The sequence below is a fragment of the Blautia wexlerae genome (assembly GCF_013300825.1).
GTDB classification, from domain to species: Bacteria; Bacillota; Clostridia; order Lachnospirales; family Lachnospiraceae; genus Blautia_A; species Blautia_A wexlerae_B.
Genome location: NZ_JAAIMY010000008.1, coordinates 26,234 through 41,411, shown reverse-complemented (window position 1 = coordinate 41,411; position 15,178 = coordinate 26,234). Strand labels below are relative to the sequence as shown.

Below are 15,178 nucleotides of genomic sequence, written 5' to 3'. Positions count from 1 at the left end.
TGATTATTATATGATATTAAGAAGGATTACGTAAACAATTCCTGAACCAGTAAAATATGGAGGTATGAAATGAGACACTTAATGAGTCCGCTGGATCTGTCTGTTGATGAGTTAAATACTCTTCTTGACTTGGCCAGCGATATTGAGAAACACCCTGATAAATACGCACATGTCTGCGATGATAAAAGACTGGCAACTTTATTCTATGAGCCAAGCACCCGTACCCGTCTCAGCTTTGAAGCTGCTATGATGAACCTTGGCGGTAAAGTTCTTGGTTTTTCATCAGCTGATTCCAGTTCCGCTTCAAAGGGTGAAAGTGTTGCCGATACAATCCGCGTTGTATCCTGTTACGCTGACATCTGTGCTATGCGCCACCCGAAAGAAGGTGCTCCGTTAGTAGCTTCTATGGCTTCTTCTATTCCTGTTATCAACGCCGGCGACGGTGGTCATCAACATCCTACCCAGACATTAACCGACTTACTTACCATCCGTTCCCTGAAAGGACGTCTGGACAATCTGACCATTGGTCTGTGCGGCGACCTGAAATTCGGACGTACAGTTCACTCCCTGATCGAAGCACTTGTACGTTACACAAATGTAAAATTCATTCTGATTTCACCGGAAGAGCTTCGCATCCCAAGCTATATCCGCGAGGACGTTCTGAAAAAGAACAATATCGAATTTCAGGAAGTAGAGAGACTGGAAGATGCCTTACCGGATCTTGATATCCTCTACATGACACGTGTACAGAAAGAACGTTTCTTCAACGAAGAAGACTATGTCCGCATGAAGGATTTCTACATTCTGGACAAACAGAAAATGGAACTTGCCAAAAAAGACATGTACGTTCTTCATCCGCTTCCACGTGTAAATGAAATCTCAACAGAGGTGGATGCAGACCCGAGAGCAGCTTATTTCAAACAGGTACAGTACGGTGTATATGTACGTATGGCCCTGATTCTCACATTACTGGAGGTAAAATTACCATGTTAAATGTTGGAGCACTTCGCGAAGGTTATGTATTAGACCATATCAAAGCAGGCAAGGCCATGACTATCTATCATGATCTGAAGCTTGATAAACTTGACTGCACCGTTGCCATCATCAAGAACGCACGCAGCAACAAAATGGGTAAGAAAGATATCATCAAGGTTGAATGCCCGGTTGAGAATCTCGATCTTGACATTCTCGGCTTTATCGATCATAACATTACTGTAAACGTAATCAAGGACGAGAAGATCGTTGCCAAAAAAGAACTGAAACTTCCGAATCAGGTTGTCAACGTGATCAAATGCAAGAATCCACGCTGCATCACTTCCATTGAACAGGGACTCGACCAGATCTTTGTTCTTGCAGATAAAGAGAAAGAAGTTTACAGATGTAAATACTGCGAAGAGAAATATACAGGTAAACGCAATAAATAATAAAACAAATATCAAAAAACAGAACGGAAGAAATCCGTTCTGTTTTTTTGTACGCAATCAGACCGATAAGCCGGGTTATGTCATTGGGTAATCATCTGTCTAGGCCTTACGTTGCCATAAGGCTCAAGCGACCCACCTGAAAGCACGACGGGCAGCCGTATCGCTTTCTATTCGGTCTTGCTTCGAATGGAGTTTACATGTGCCCGGCCTGTTACCAGGACGGCGGTAGTCTCTTACACTGCCTTTCCACCCTTACCTCAGCAAGTGAGGCGGTTTATTTCTGTTGCACTGGTCTGGGAGTCACCTCCACCGGACGTTATCCGGCATCCTGCCCTGCGAAGCCCGGACTTTCCTCGTCTGAACCCTTTCGTCTGTTCAGCCGCGATTACCTGGCCTGGTTGCGCAAGTGCTATTCTAGCACGTTTTTTTGCACTTGTAAAGAAATTTCATTCTACTATTTTACACATTAAAGCAGCTTCCACCGATAAATTCTCTTAAAATCGAATTATTCGGCACTGCCTCGCTTGGCACCGGAACAAAATATTCAAAGAACTTCAGCAGCCTCTTCGCCTCTGTATACTCCGGTTCGTCCTTGGCAATCCCAAACAAAAGCGGTTCCGCATATACTTTCAGGCATGCCAGTTCATAGATCAGCGCAGAATTAAACATTACATCTGCATCCTCCTGGAAGGGAAAGATATTCTGTTCTTCACCTCTGCGCACAGACGGCCATCTTGCAATTGTCTCTTTCGCGGAAGTCCCTCTGGTGCGGGCATCTCTTACAATTCTGCGGATCAGACGGCCATCCGTAGTAGGAATCCTGTTATGTTCATCAATATTCAGCTGAGTCAGAGCGCTTAGATAAATCTTAAATTTGCTCTCCTTTGGCAGCGCATAGCTGAGCCTGTCATTCAATCCATGAATTCCCTCGATCACCAGAATATCGTCTTTATCCAGCTGCAGAAAATCACCTTTATATTCTCTGGTTCCTGTTTTGAAATTGAAAACCGGCATCTCTACCCTTTTTCCTTCCAAAAGCTCAAGCATATCTTTATTAAACTGCTCCACATCAATCGCTTCCAGACACTCAAAATTCTTTTCCCCAAACTCATCTACAGGAGTCAGATGCCTGTCAATGAAATAATTATCCACTGCGATCGGATGCGGTTTCATTCCATGGGCAGCTAGCTGAATGGACAGCCTGTGTGAAAACGTAGTCTTTCCGGAAGAAGACGGACCTGCGATCATAACAAACTTCTTGTTTCCGGCAGCGGCAATCTCAGATGCGATTTCCGAAATCTTTGCCTCCTGCATAGCCTCCTGGATCAGCAAAATATCCTGGATACCGCCTCTGGTAACCTTTTCATTCAGATCACCGACTGTCGCAATATCCAGTTTATCTCCCCATTCCTGCGATTCCTTCTGCACACGAAAAATCTTCTCCCTCGGTTTAAATTCAGGTATCCGGTCCGGTTCATTCTGAGTCGGAAGCTGCAGTACGAAACCGCCCTCATACAAAAACAGATCAAACGTCTTAATATATCCCGTATGGTTCGCCATAAAACCGTAGAAATAATCCTCAAAACTTCCAATACTGTAAAGATTCACCGCAGAGCTTCTGCGGTAATTAAACAGTTTCTCTTTGTCATACATATGATGCTTATGAAAAAGTGCAACTGCCTCACTGGTGCTTACGCTTCGCTTTACAATTGGAAGATTCTCGTCCACGATCCTGTGCATCTGCGCCTTTACCTTATCAATAAATTCCTGATCCAGCGCCATAGGTCCTTTCATTGTAAAATAATAGCCGCTGCCCACAGAATAATGGATCACTACACTGTCTATATTTTCCTGCCCTGCCACATCATAAATTGCTTTCAGAAGAATCAGACTTGCACTTCTGCAATAAGTTTTGTGTCCGATCGGATCTTTGGATGTCACAAATTCAATCTCACAGTCTGCCTTGAGATGCTTATGCAGTTCTCTCAGCCTGCCATTTACGATCACCAGCATTACAGGTGCATCCGTACTTCCTTCGTATTCCTTTACAATCTCGCTGTAAGGAATCTTCTCAGGATATTGTTTTGTTATTCCCTGTATCGTAACGTTATACATTTTCTGTCCCATAAATCCTGCCTCCATTTCTGCTATACCGACAAGTAAATACAGTTATCGGCTCCGCTGCCAACAGGCAGATCAGCCAATTTTCATTTATAATTTCATTATTATATGGTAAGAACCCGTATCACAGAATCGTGTACGGGCTCTTTACCTCTGCACAGGAGATTTTCAGTTTCGGAAATGCCTGTGTCAGTTCTTTTTTCATTGCATCCATAAAAATATATTCTGTTCCGTAGTGTCCGGCATCGATCAGCGCCAGTCCCTGCGCAACCGTATCAATTCCTGTATGGTGGTCGATATCACCGGTCACATACACATCCGCACCGGCCTTAATGACATCCTTGATCATGCTCTTGCCTGATCCTGTACATACAGCAGCACATTTTACCATGCTGTCCAGATTCCCATAAACCTTTACATCATTTAACTTCAGAGACTCTTTGACAAGCTGTGCATACTCTCTCAGCGTCATTTCCCGAGAAAGTTTCCCAACTCTGCCAAAGCCCTGTACTTCCCCATCTCTCTCTTCAGTTACGGAAAGGACTGTGGTATCATGCATCTTCGTATAGTCTGCACTCAGATCTGCCATACCCAGCACATCATAATTGGTATGCATCGCATAATAAACAATTCCTTTTTGTATCAGCGTAAGGATCTTTCTTCCTGTAAAGCTGTGATTATTGATCTTCTTAATTCCGGAAAAGATCATGGGATGATGGGTAATGATCATATCTGCCCCATCCTCTATGGCCTCAGCCAGTGTTTCCTCTGTCAGATCCAGAGCCAGAAATACATGGCTGATCTCATTTGTATCATCTCCTGCGAGAAGTCCTACGTTATCCCAGTCCTCTGCTGCATCTGACGGGTACTTCTTCTCCAGCCAGGAGGTCAGTTCATATGCCTTCATATTCCTCTAAAGCAGCAATAACTGCCTGCTTTTCCTCCTCTATCTCGCCCGCACGCTTCTCTGCATTGGGCGCATTCTTTAATCTGTCAAGAATCTCATTGCGGATGCGAAGCTCTCTTTCCAGATACTCCCGCAGAACAGGATGCTTTCTTTCCAGAAGCATTCTTCCAAACCACTCATCTAAAGTATAAGGAGTATCTTCTGAAATATGCATCTTTTCTCCATGAATTACCTTCATCATAGGATAAAACTTGCCATCCTCCAGAACCATCTCCTCCTCTGTGATCTGCCAGCCGATTTTTCTGACAAATCTGCGGAAATGGGGGATATCTGACTGAGGCTGCAGGATCATTTCCCGAAAGCTCTCCCTGACTTCTGCCCCGTCAGTAAGAATCCTCTCCATGAGAGGGCCGCCCATTCCTGCGATCACAAGAGTGTCGCCCTCTCCCGGTTTCAAAGCCTCAAGTCCGTCTGAAAGCCGGGTTTCTATGTATGCGTCCAGTCCATACTGAGAAATATGTTCTTGCGCTCTGGACAACGGGCCTTTTCTTACATCCATGGCAATCGCACCCGGAATCTTTCCATCCAGATAAAGCGAAACCGGCAGGTATCCATGATCGCATCCCACATCCACAAGTCTGTTTCCCCTGGTCACCAGGCCTGCTATTGCAGACAAACGTAATGAAAGCTGCATAACAGGCTCCTTAGTCCAGATAATCCTTCAGTTTACGGCTACGGCTCGGATGACGAAGCTTGCGGAGCGCCTTTGCCTCAATCTGACGGATACGTTCTCTTGTTACATTAAATTCCTTACCAACTTCCTCCAGAGTTCTGGCACGTCCATCGTCCAGGCCAAAACGCAGGCGCAATACTTTCTGCTCTCTGTCTGTCAATGTGCTCAGAACCTCTACCAGCTGCTCTTTCAGCAAAGTAAATGCTGCTGCATCTGCAGGTACAGGTACATTGTCATCCTGGATAAAGTCTCCAAGGTGGCTGTCCTCTTCCTCACCGATAGGTGTCTCCAGAGATACAGGTTCCTGGGAGATCTTAAGGATCTCACGTACACGCTCTACAGACATATCCATCTCTTTTGCAATTTCTTCCGGCGTAGGTTCACGTCCAAGCTCCTGCAGTAACTGACGGGAAACGCGGATCAGTTTGTTAATAGTCTCAACCATATGCACCGGAATACGGATGGTACGTGCCTGGTCTGCGATTGCTCTGGTGATCGCCTGACGGATCCACCATGTAGCATAGGTACTGAATTTATAACCCTTGCGGTAATCAAATTTCTCAACCGCCTTGATAAGACCCAAGTTACCTTCCTGGATCAGGTCAAGGAAAAGCATTCCACGTCCCACATATCTCTTTGCAATGCTGACAACAAGACGAAGGTTTGCTTCTGCCAGACGTTTCTTGGCAGCCTCATCCCCATTCTCCATTCTCTTTGCAAGTTCGATTTCCTCTTCTGCTGAAAGAAGCGGAACCTTACCAATTTCCTTCAGATACATACGTACCGGATCCTCGATGCTTACACCTTCAGGAACAGAAAGATCGATCTTGTCAAGTTCAATCTCTTCTTCATCCAGCTTATCAATGTCTGCATCGTCATCATCCAGGATCATATCATCTGCATTACTATCTGTAATCCTAAGCACATCCACTCCACTGGCTTCCAGAAAGTCAAATACTTTCTCCATCTGTTCAACTCCCAGTGGCTGATCCTTAAAGAAGTCATTGATTTCCTGGTATTCCAGTACATTCTTTTTCTTCTTGGCAAGCTCCAGAAGTTCTACCAGTTTTTCACTGAATTTACCCATATTCATTTCCATATGTGCTCTATACCTCCATATAGTGTTTATATTTTATCCTTATTCGAAAGAAATATGCAGCTGCTGCCGCTTTCTTCCAAGCTCTTCCAGTTCTTTCTTTGCTTTTACAAGTTCCTGCAGTCCCTGTATATCTGTGGGATCCCAGGTTCTGTTTCTCTCTTTCAGACTCTCATCCTTAATCCTGATCACAGCATCCGAGAAAGCCCGGTTCTGTTCCTCCGGAGTCTCCAGATGGATCGTTGCATTAAAAAGGGATGAAACCTCTCTCTGCTCTTCACTGTCAATGAAAGCATTCATCAGCCTTGCAGGATTCACATCGCCATCCCTGTGCTGCTGGTAAAGCATCTCTGCCACCTGCCTGTACAGAGGAACCACGAAATCTGAAGGCTGGATATATTTTTCCACTGTGTCAAATATGCCCGGATAAGTTACCAGCCAGGTAAGCATCAGCTTCTGTGCTTTCTCTGCTGCACTCTCCTTCTTCTTTTGCTGACCTGCTCCCACAGGTTTAGGCTGAATTCTCTGCTCTGCCGGAGTTCCCTTCATTGCAAGAGCTCCGACTCTCTTTTTCAGATTCTCCACACTGATCCCACTGCTTCTGTAATCCTTTACGATTGCTTCTATATAAAGATTTCTCTCCAGTTCATCGGAAAGCTCCAGAAGCATCTGCGCACATCGCTCAAAGAAACGGTTCTGTCCCTGGGGTTCCTCCATTGGAAATTCCCGCTCTGCCATATGTACGCGGAACATAAAGCTGTCCATAGCCTGCTCCAGACGTTTCTCAAACTCTTCCGCTCCAAGTGCCTTGATAAATTCATCCGGATCTTTATGCGGCTTAAGATTTACCACTCTCGAAGAAACACCTGCTTCCCTCAGAATAGGAATGGCACGAAGGGCAGCCCTCACGCCTGCATCATCACTGTCATACAGAAGCAATACCTCCTGAGTATAACGCTTCAGCAGACTTGCATGTCCGGAAGTAAGTGCCGTTCCCAGCGATGCAACCGCATTGGTAAACCCTGCCTGATGCATGGATATCACATCCATATATCCTTCACACAGGATCAGATAATTTTTTCTCGTGGTTCTTGCAACATTCAGCCCGTACAGATTCCGGCTTTTATCAAAAATCATAGTCTCCGGCGAGTTCAGGTACTTCGGCTTTCCGTCACCCATCACTCTGCCTCCAAATCCGATCACGCGGTTATTCACATCCATGATTGGGAAAATAACCCTGTTCCAGAACTTGTCATACATTCCCCTGCGTTCATCCACATTGAACAGGCCGGAATCCCGCAGCAGTTCGTCACTGTAATTCTTTGACTTCAGATATTTGTACAGATCGTCACTGTACTTATCCGAATATCCCAGGCCAAACTTCCTGATCGTCTCCTCACTGAGTCCTCTGCCTGTCAGATATTCATGTGCCTGTCTGCCACTCTCACGACGCAGCTGATAATAGAAATATCCTGCTGCAAGCTTATTGATCTCCAAAAGGGCAGCCCGACGTTCTGCTTTCTTCTTTGCTTCTCCGGAATATTCAATCTTCGGAAGCTGCACCCCTGCCCTGTCTGCCAGATGCTTCAGTGCCTCCCCAAAGGTATAATTCTCATATTCCATCACAAAATTAAATACATTCCCGCCTGCTCCGCATCCGAAGCAGTAATACATCTGCTTCGCCGGTGTTACCGAAAAAGAGGGCGTTTTCTCATTATGGAACGGACACAGCCCGAAATAGGTACTTCCTCTTTTGTTCAGCTTCACATACTGGGATACAACATCTACAATATCATTCTTCATCCTGACTTCTTCAATGATATCGTCTGAATAACGCATGCTTCGTCCTCCTTCTTGATGATTAATAGACTTCCCATGCTTTTGGTATGTAAATCTCCCGGAATTTCTTTATTGAATACTGGTCTGTCATTCCTGAGAGATAGTCACATACTGCCTGTTCCTTCTTCTCTCCACGCACGATCAGCTCCCTGTATTCTGTTGACATTGCTTCCGGGTGTTCGACATAATATTCATATAACTCCGTCAGCATCTTCACTACCTTTTCCTCTTCCTTATGGGCTGCCGGATTCTCATATACATTCTGAAACATGAGAGCCCGCAGATCCATCATTGCCTCGTAGATCTCTGCTGACATCTTTATGGTATCCTGCTCAAGACTGTTCTCTATCACATCATGAACAAATGTATTGAGCCGCTCTCTGGTTGTATAACCGAGCAGCATCCGAAGCGTGATCGGAATATCATCCTCAGAAATAATCCCCGCCCGCTGTGCATCATCCATATCATGATGAATATAGGCGATCTTGTCCGAAAGTCTTACTACCTGCCCTTCGAGAGTAGACGGATTCCCACTGGTTCTGTGATTCAGGATACCATCCCGGACCTCCCATGTGAGATTCAACCCTTCGCCGTTCTTCTCCAGTACCTGTACGACCCTGACGCTCTGTTTATAGTGGGCAAAGCCATCCGGATTCACTGCATCAAGAGCCCTCTCACCTGCATGTCCAAAGGGAGTATGTCCCAGGTCATGTCCAAGTGCGATCGCTTCTACAAGATCTTCATTCAGTCTCAGTGCCTTCGCTATTGTTCTGGCAATCTGTGATACCTCAAGAGTATGTGTCAGTCTGGTCCTGTAATGGTCACCCTGGGGCGCCACAAAAACCTGTGTCTTATCCTTCATCCTGCGAAAAGCTTTACTATGAAGGATCCTGTCCCTGTCTCTCTGATAGACAGTCCGTACATCGCATTCTTCCTCCTGCCGCTCTCTGCCTCTGGAACAAAGACTCAAAGCAGCATAAGGACTGAGCATCTTTTGTTCACGCTGTTCCATGCTTTCTCTGATATTCATAAGCGATACCTCCACAAGCTGACAAAATACCTCTTATTAATTATATTCTACATAAAATTTCAAATTCCTCTTTTTTTCAAAAAAAAATTGAAATTTTTTTATATTTTTTTCAAAAAGGTGTTGACATTAGCTTTTACATTTGATATAGTATCACTTGTCGCGAGGGAGAGCAAAAGAATCCCAGAGAAATGCGATATGCGGAAGTGTCGGAACTGGCAGACGAGCAAGACTAAGGATCTTGTGAGCATTGCGCTCGTGTGGGTTCAAGTCCCATCTTCCGCATTTAAAGAATGAGGAACTATGAGAAGTCATGGTGCCTTATTTTTTTATTCTTTTTTCTACAATAATTCTTTTCTCAGGTAACCATTTTCCGGTCCCCTGCATAATTTATCAGGAAAGCATTATCTACAGGAGCTTGTATGGCTTTTTATCATATGCAGATGCAGCAGGAAAATATAGATACAGGACAATATCAGGTTACCGTATCAGACCGGCTGAACAATCGTCCCATAGAAAACGCACGCGTCAGAATCTCCTACACAGGAGCACCCGACAGTACCATTGAAGAAGTGGCAACAGATTCCTCCGGACGCACTCCTGTCATTGAACTTAAGACTCCACCTCTGGAATATAGTATGGAACCGGTTGAACAGCAGCCATACTCAGAATATACCATTCAGATCGAAGCAGAAGGCTTTGAGCCCAAAGAAATCGCAGGAAGCCAGGTATTAGCAGATACTTTATCCAGACAGCCAACAACGCTGAATGTCATGGAATCCGGCGAAACTTTCCAGAGAATTGTAATTCCTCCGCATACATTGTTCTATGAATATCCTCCCAAAATCGAAGAAGCCGAGATAAAACCAATAAATGAAAACGGCGAAATTGTATTAAGCAAAGTCGTTATCCCTGAATATATAGTGGTACACGACGGACCTGTCAACGATTCCGCTGCGGGCAATTATTATGTACGCTACAAAGATTACATCAAAAATGTAGCCAGCAGCGAAATCTATGCCACCTGGCCCGACGACACCATCCGGGCAAATATTCTGGCTATCATGTCTTTTACTCTGAACAGGGTTTATACGGAATGGTACCGGAACAAAGGTTATGACTTTACGATTACTTCCTCAACTGCCTATGATCACAAATGGATCTATGGCAGAAATATTTTTGCCAGCATTGACCGCATTGTAGATGAACTGTTTGAGAATTATCTTTCCAGACCAAATGTACGTCAGCCAATCCTTACCCAGTACTGTGACGGCAAACAGGTACAATGCCGAACCAGGGGCTGGATGACACAATGGGGAAGCAAGGCACTGGGCGATCAGGGATACTCTGCCATTGAAATCCTCCGGGCTTTTTACGGAAATGATATGTATATCAATGTGGCGGAAGCAATCTCCGGGATTCCCTCCTCCTGGCCGGGATATGACCTGGATATCGGTGCATCCGGAAATAAGGTGAGACAGATTCAGGAGCAGTTAAATACAATTGCTGAGGCCTATCCTGCTGTCCCTGTTGTTACCGCAGATGGAATTTACGGACCTGAGACCCAAAATTCCGTCAGGATTTTCCAGAGTATTTTCGGTCTGGACCAGACAGGGATCGTAGACTATCCAACCTGGTATAAAATTCAGGAGATTTACGTGGCAGTCAGCAGGATTGCTGAGCTACGTTAGAGCTGTAGCAAAGCAGACAAAATATGCGCATCAGCCTGCAAAGAACTGATGCGCAAGAATCTATCACCTATTCCTTTCCCTTTTCAGATATCATCTTTTTAAGATTACCTCATTCCTTATAAATTTTCGACAACTACCTTGCATTTCTTCTTACAAAAAGCAATTCCATATGCCAGAATATCATTTCTGTCCTCATTACGAAACCGTTCATCATAACGCAGCTCCCGAATCTGGTTCATTGCTTTTTCACAGGCTTTTTCCAGTCCGACATACCGACATAAACTCCTGATTTCGTTATCTGAAAAAATTATAGCACCATTGTATTTCTATGTCTATGTTTCTCTTATACGTTTTGACTACATTTTGTATTCCGCAATCGCAGTTCTTGTTCTAAGTTTTCGAGCAGTTGATCTAATATCCGGATTACTTCCATCAACTGTTCCTTTTCCAGATTATCATAATGTACTCCTGCCAGCACAGACACCGGTTGTTTGACAAGTTCCCATATCTGCTCAGCCCATTTTCTGGTAATGACATCTTCTTTGTGTCCGGGTAATACGATAGTCTGCAAGTCTCCCTGTTCATCTGACACAGTAACAGCTCCTACATGAGAGCGCTGACCGCCCAGAATTCTTATTTCATATCCATAATCCAACTGCTGACAATATACTGCAATATCACAATTCAGGAAATTTTTATGTAATTCTGTTTTTCTTTTTTCCTGTGCCTGTTTTAACATACTTTCGCATCTTCCTTTCCTGCTCATTTCATCTACCCAATCACTTTTCCATCCACCGATGGAACTCCTGTCCTTCCAAATCAAACTGATCCAGTATTTTCCCCACAATATGCCTGTTGCAGTCCTCTATTGTCTTTGGATGATTATAATAACTAAGCACTGGCGGAATGATGACCGCACCAAGCTGGCTGGCTTCATACATATTTCTGAGATGAACGGTTCCAAGCGGCGCTTCCCTTGTCACAAGAACCAGTTTCCGTCGTTCTTTCAAAGTTACATCTGCTGCCCGCAGAACAAGGTTATCACTGTACCCGCTTACGATTCCCGCCAGAGTTTTCATACTGCACGGAATCACGATCATTCCTATCGTACGGTAGCTTCCACTCGCCTGTAATGACTATCGTCAGCTCTCCCCTGCCGGAAAATCATTCTGGAATTATGCCTGTGACAAATTTTCAGCTGATACATATCAGGATACTAACGGAAGTACATAAGTCACCCAGAACCATGACATCGGCATGATCAACACCATAGCCGGTATCATATCCGCTGTCGGGAAGTTTTTCAGTTTCACCATACGGAATCCTGTTGCAAGCATCAGAAATCCACCGCAAGCTTTAAAGTCATTGATCATCCCTGGTGTTGTCAGCGGGAAAATAGCTGTTGCCGCAAAGAACAGAATGAGGAAAATAATCACCTGCGGAATCGCAATCATACACACAACCATTCCTAAACTGCACGCAAAAATGGCCGCTGTAAATAAATCCAGAATGGATTTGGAAATCAGCACAGAATGATCCCCGCTCATTCCGGATACGATAGAACCATAAATTCCGGTTCCACTGGCACAGAACAACACGATAATTGTAACCAGCGTATTCATAAATTCATCTTCCGACAGCTCTGAATTTGAATTCTTGATAAATTTGCTGATTACTCTCTGCATCGCACCTGCACCGGCGTTAATTTTTTCCCCAAGGTGAATCGCAAGACCGATTCCTGTTCCGATTACGATGGAAAAAATAACCGCCGGCATATTTTCCATCAGACCAATAGTGCTGATTCCCATTCCCATGGAACATACACCGAATACCAGGGTAATGTCTGCCTTGAATTTCGGACTTAATTTATGTCCCACAAGGGCACCCAGGATTCCTCCGATAACCACAGATAATGCATTGATAATTACTCCAATAGGCATAACTTTTTTTCTCTCCTTTACCTGATTTCAGGCAGATGCCGCTTTTTCTGACATCTGCCTGAAGCTTTTTCTTATTATTTAAAACATATCCGGCAGCCAGTGTTTCGGATCTACATCCATAAACTGTGCTCTCTGGAAACGCTCCTTCTGATCGAACGGTACGGTGCAGTCAAAAATTGCCTTGCATGCCACACCACGTTCGCGGATTTCTGGATGGTATGCCGGATTGTTGGACGGATCCAACGGATGACATTGTACTCCCGGAATCGTGATCAGGTCAACATCTGCCTGGAATCTGGTTGTCATCGCCCACATCACATCATTGATGTCAAAAATATCCACATCCTCATCCACCAGAATCACGTGTTTCAGTTCCGCAAATGCAGAGAATGCAAGCAGTGCGGCCTGACGCTGACGCCCTTCGTCTGACGGCATTGTCTTCTTAAACTGCATGATCGGGTTCTTTCTTGTTGTGATAGCTTTTACCTTAATGATCGGAAGTTCCGGATTTGCAGGTCCGCAATAGCCCGGAAACTCTGGCATTGCTTTTCCAGTGTTGGAATTCTGATCTTCGCGGACACGTACATTCGGCAGGATTTCTCCCTCGATAACATATTCCGCATTGGCAATGGCACGCTCGTTGATTGTGAGACACTGCACCAGTTCTACCGGCTTATTACGGATAGCGCCTGCTGCCTGTAACTCGTCATAGCCAAGAGGTGTTGTCGGCGGCTCGAAACAGGATGCAATCTCAATGGCAGGATCGACACCAATGCTGACAGAAATCGGAAGCGGCTCTCCTGCTGCTTCTGCCAGTTCGCGGAAATATCCGATATGACGTGCTCCCGGCATCAGGAAAATAGAAATCTCGTCTTTGGACTGTAAACACATTCTGTGTATTGTCACATCTGATTCTCCTGTTTTCGGGTTTGATGCATAGCACATTCCAAGCGTAATGTACGGGCCGGCATCCTCCGGTGTATTTGTCGGAGCCGGAAGAAGTTTACGGATATCAAAGCCTTCCTCTGTTGCCAGATGAACCACTTCCTGACATTTCGCCTGCTCATTCGGAATTACGACTGGTGTTACCGGATGTTCTACGGTTCCGCCTGCGCCTACATGTCTGTATACGCCTGATAATTCTGCGTTTGGATCTACTTCCACATCTGTCTCCACAAACTGTCCCGGAATAGATTCCAGCAGCTCAAGAGCAGAACGCAGGTCATTGACTTCCACATTTTTCATTTTGCTTGTTCCTCCTGGATGTTATATATCAATCAGACGGTGTCAAGCGGATAAAATCATCCGCTTTTGCTATATAAACTCTATACCAAATAACTGCTCCACAATTTAATTCGGTTAAATTATTATCGTCTGACATTTTCTAACAGATAAAATAACATTTTTCTCCGGAGAGCTTCAATTCAAAAAGCAAAAAGACTTATTCCAGACTGGAATAGTAACATAGAAACATCAATACAGAGACAAAGACAATCAAACGTGTCACAAAAACTATGCGCACCAGCCAGAAAACCAGTGCGCATTTTCTTCTTTATTCTTCTTTTCACATGGATTATTCCAACAAGAAATTTTCATCTGCTATTTTTTATACCAAAATTTCTTACATTTCACAAGTACCTTTCCATCCGGAGCATCTGCCATCCTTCCGATTTTAAACCTGTAATTTTTTGTCTTTCCGGCCGGAATATTTACATTGTAGATTTTGGTCGGTGTTGCAGTTTCATCCAGTGGTATCTCAAAATACATCGTTACCTTTGTAATCGTATAACTGGAAGTGTTCTGCATACGGGCAGTTATATACAGCTCTCCTGTGTTCGGATTGTACTCATATCCCTTGTAGCTGACTTTGAGCTGGTTTAGCTTAGGTGTCGCTGACTTATACCAGAACGATAAGCATTTTACCTTCGGCGCTTTATATGGCTGCTGAGTCATTTTTCCAATATAAACCGTCTTATTCACTGTCTTTCCAGGATTAATCGTTACACTGAAGGTCTGGGTTATGGTTCCATCCTCCATAATAGGTATCTCATATCCCATTTTCACTTTTGTAATCGTGTAACTCGAAGTATTTTTCAGCCTCAGCTTCAAATATAACTTTGCTGTATCATTGTCATATTCGAATCCTCTGTAAGTTACTTTAAGCTGTTTGGTAGTTGGCTTGGAAGCAGCTGATGCTACCCTTGGGAAAAATAAAAGTGCTGCAAATGCCGCCAGAAGAAAAAATACCAGATAACTTCTGCTTTTTCTTACAAATCGGTCTTTCATACTCATAAAAATCTCCTCCTCTCCTGATATGGTATTATAATTTCAGGCAAATATCAGGAAATGTTTTTGATACACACCTGATACTTTGCTCAGTTTTATTATATATTTACAATA

Annotated in this window: 14 protein-coding genes, 1 tRNA gene, 1 other RNA gene and 1 pseudogene; 4 read left to right on the top strand and 13 right to left on the bottom strand. The window is 44.3% G+C overall.

The window, feature by feature from the left end; all coding sequences use genetic code 11:
• The first annotated feature begins 69 nt into the window (after positions 1 to 69).
• Together pyrB and G4417_RS06115 are read left to right on the top strand one after the other, a co-directional pair.
• Positions 70 to 993 carry an aspartate carbamoyltransferase gene (gene pyrB / locus G4417_RS06120; RefSeq protein ID WP_022379948.1) on the top strand — a complete coding sequence of 308 codons (924 nt, stop codon included), beginning with the start codon at positions 70 to 72 and terminating at the stop codon, positions 991 to 993.
• Complete coding sequence (locus tag G4417_RS06115) at positions 987 to 1,424, top strand: aspartate carbamoyltransferase regulatory subunit (RefSeq protein WP_008707627.1); 438 nt, start codon at positions 987 to 989, stop codon at positions 1,422 to 1,424. Before pyrB ends, G4417_RS06115 begins: the two co-directional genes overlap by 7 nt.
• A gap of 50 nt (positions 1,425 to 1,474) precedes the next feature.
• On the opposite strand, the gene rnpB is transcribed toward G4417_RS06115, so the two are convergent.
• The 7 genes from rnpB to G4417_RS06080 all read right to left on the bottom strand — a co-directional run bounded on the left by rnpB (position 1,475) and on the right by G4417_RS06080 (position 9,150).
• Positions 1,475 to 1,825: RNase P RNA component class A (gene rnpB / locus G4417_RS06110), an RNA gene on the bottom strand.
• Between the two features lie 58 nt (positions 1,826 to 1,883).
• On the bottom strand, positions 1,884 to 3,551 hold the full coding sequence (locus tag G4417_RS06105; RefSeq protein ID WP_022380710.1) for a nucleoside kinase: 1,668 nt from the start codon (positions 3,549 to 3,551) through the stop codon (positions 1,884 to 1,886).
• Between the two features lie 118 nt (positions 3,552 to 3,669).
• A complete protein-coding gene (locus G4417_RS06100) occupies positions 3,670 to 4,452 on the bottom strand; it encodes a Nif3-like dinuclear metal center hexameric protein (protein ID WP_173682980.1) in 783 nt (260 codons plus the stop codon).
• A complete protein-coding gene (locus G4417_RS06095; protein WP_173682979.1) occupies positions 4,439 to 5,146 on the bottom strand; it encodes a tRNA (adenine(22)-N(1))-methyltransferase in 708 nt (235 codons plus the stop codon). The genes G4417_RS06100 and G4417_RS06095 overlap by 14 nt, the downstream gene beginning before the upstream one ends.
• Before the next feature lie 10 nt (positions 5,147 to 5,156).
• The gene (rpoD, locus tag G4417_RS06090; RefSeq protein WP_008707631.1) at positions 5,157 to 6,284 is read right to left on the bottom strand and encodes an RNA polymerase sigma factor RpoD; all 1,128 of its coding nucleotides are present in this window, start codon (positions 6,282 to 6,284) and stop codon (positions 5,157 to 5,159) included.
• Between the two features lie 39 nt (positions 6,285 to 6,323).
• The gene (gene dnaG, locus G4417_RS06085; RefSeq protein ID WP_173682978.1) at positions 6,324 to 8,120 is read right to left on the bottom strand and encodes a DNA primase; all 1,797 of its coding nucleotides are present in this window, start codon (positions 8,118 to 8,120) and stop codon (positions 6,324 to 6,326) included.
• A gap of 22 nt (positions 8,121 to 8,142) precedes the next feature.
• A complete protein-coding gene (locus tag G4417_RS06080) occupies positions 8,143 to 9,150 on the bottom strand; it encodes a deoxyguanosinetriphosphate triphosphohydrolase (protein ID WP_173682977.1) in 1,008 nt (335 codons plus the stop codon).
• A 197-nt stretch (positions 9,151 to 9,347) separates the two neighbouring features.
• Here G4417_RS06080 and G4417_RS06075 point away from each other — a divergent pair.
• Both G4417_RS06075 and G4417_RS06070 read left to right on the top strand, forming a co-directional pair.
• Positions 9,348 to 9,432 (top strand) — tRNA-Leu (locus G4417_RS06075).
• Positions 9,433 to 9,569: 137 nt separating this feature from the next.
• Positions 9,570 to 10,838: a peptidoglycan-binding protein gene (locus G4417_RS06070; RefSeq protein ID WP_173682976.1), complete on the top strand. Its 1,269-nt coding sequence runs from the start codon at positions 9,570 to 9,572 to the stop codon at positions 10,836 to 10,838.
• A 116-nt stretch (positions 10,839 to 10,954) separates the two neighbouring features.
• On the opposite strand, the gene G4417_RS06065 is transcribed toward G4417_RS06070, so the two are convergent.
• The 6 genes and pseudogenes from G4417_RS06065 to G4417_RS06040 form a co-directional block, all read right to left on the bottom strand.
• A complete protein-coding gene (locus G4417_RS06065) occupies positions 10,955 to 11,077 on the bottom strand; it encodes a hypothetical protein (protein ID WP_330598181.1) in 123 nt (40 codons plus the stop codon).
• Positions 11,078 to 11,181: 104 nt separating this feature from the next.
• The gene (locus G4417_RS06060) at positions 11,182 to 11,604 is read right to left on the bottom strand and encodes a hypothetical protein (protein WP_173717669.1); all 423 of its coding nucleotides are present in this window, start codon (positions 11,602 to 11,604) and stop codon (positions 11,182 to 11,184) included.
• A 13-nt stretch (positions 11,605 to 11,617) separates the two neighbouring features.
• Positions 11,618 to 11,953, bottom strand: a pseudogene (locus G4417_RS06055) (UbiX family flavin prenyltransferase); the annotation flags it as partial.
• A gap of 93 nt (positions 11,954 to 12,046) precedes the next feature.
• On the bottom strand, positions 12,047 to 12,778 hold the full coding sequence (locus tag G4417_RS06050) for a DUF554 domain-containing protein (protein WP_173682973.1): 732 nt from the start codon (positions 12,776 to 12,778) through the stop codon (positions 12,047 to 12,049).
• 78 nt (positions 12,779 to 12,856) lie between these two features.
• Positions 12,857 to 14,023 carry a UbiD family decarboxylase gene (locus G4417_RS06045; protein WP_173682972.1) on the bottom strand — a complete coding sequence of 389 codons (1,167 nt, stop codon included), beginning with the start codon at positions 14,021 to 14,023 and terminating at the stop codon, positions 12,857 to 12,859.
• A gap of 354 nt (positions 14,024 to 14,377) precedes the next feature.
• Complete coding sequence (locus tag G4417_RS06040; RefSeq protein ID WP_173682971.1) at positions 14,378 to 15,070, bottom strand: hypothetical protein; 693 nt, start codon at positions 15,068 to 15,070, stop codon at positions 14,378 to 14,380.
• Between the last annotated feature and the right edge of the window lie 108 nt (positions 15,071 to 15,178).